Origin of the sequence: Pedobacter sp. BS3, from assembly GCF_008274585.1 — a bacterium.
In the GTDB taxonomy this organism is placed as follows: Bacteria; Bacteroidota; Bacteroidia; order Sphingobacteriales; family Sphingobacteriaceae; genus Hufsiella_A.
Genome location: NZ_VTRT01000026.1, coordinates 1 through 645, shown reverse-complemented (window position 1 = coordinate 645; position 645 = coordinate 1). Strand labels below are relative to the sequence as shown.

Genomic DNA, 645 nt, shown 5'->3' with positions numbered 1-645 from the left:
TTGGTATTGTTATCGCCATTGACCAAGGCCATGTAGCTGGGATCGCTGTTATCATCGAGCAGCAGCTTATCGTTATCGATCTTGAAATTATCATAGGTCAGGGCGATGCCGGCTCTTAAGTGGAGCTTGTCTGTTAATTGTACGCCGGAGCTGTAGGATAGTGCTAACTGGTTTTCTGCCAGCGCTCCGTAGGTGTCGTGCAGCAGGGATAGCCCAAAGCCGTGTTGTAGCCTGGATGTGGTTTTGGCTACATCGGCCAGGTTAAGCTCTCCGGAGAGATACAGGGTTTTGGGGGCGTTGTCGAAGCTGGCCCATTGATCGCGGTAATAGCTTTTGATGGCTGTACCCTGGTATCCGGTTAGGGCTGGATTGAAGTTTTGCTGAAACTGCGAGAAGTTTGCGATGTGTTTCCTGTTCTGGGCCTGTGTGCTACTGGCTATCAGGAGCAGGATAAGGTATATGGATATTCTTTTCATGTCTGAATTATTTGATTACCGTTAACACTCCTTTTTTTACCATGAGCAGGTCGGGTACTTTGATGATATAGAAGTAGGATCCTGCTTCTACCTGACCGCTCTGATTCCGGCCATCCCAGCCTACATTGGGGTCGGTGGAATAGAACAGCCGTTTGCCGTCACGGGCGTA

The 645-nt window shown here is 49.5% G+C and carries 2 protein-coding genes; both read right to left on the bottom strand.

Going from position 1 to position 645, the window contains the following annotated elements:
- A partial coding sequence (locus FW774_RS20275) for a PorP/SprF family type IX secretion system membrane protein (protein WP_149350358.1) occupies positions 1-476 on the bottom strand: 476 nt, incomplete at its 3' end.
- 7 nt (positions 477-483) lie between these two features.
- A partial coding sequence (locus tag FW774_RS20975) for a gliding motility-associated C-terminal domain-containing protein (protein ID WP_187774973.1) occupies positions 484-645 on the bottom strand: 162 nt, incomplete at its 5' end.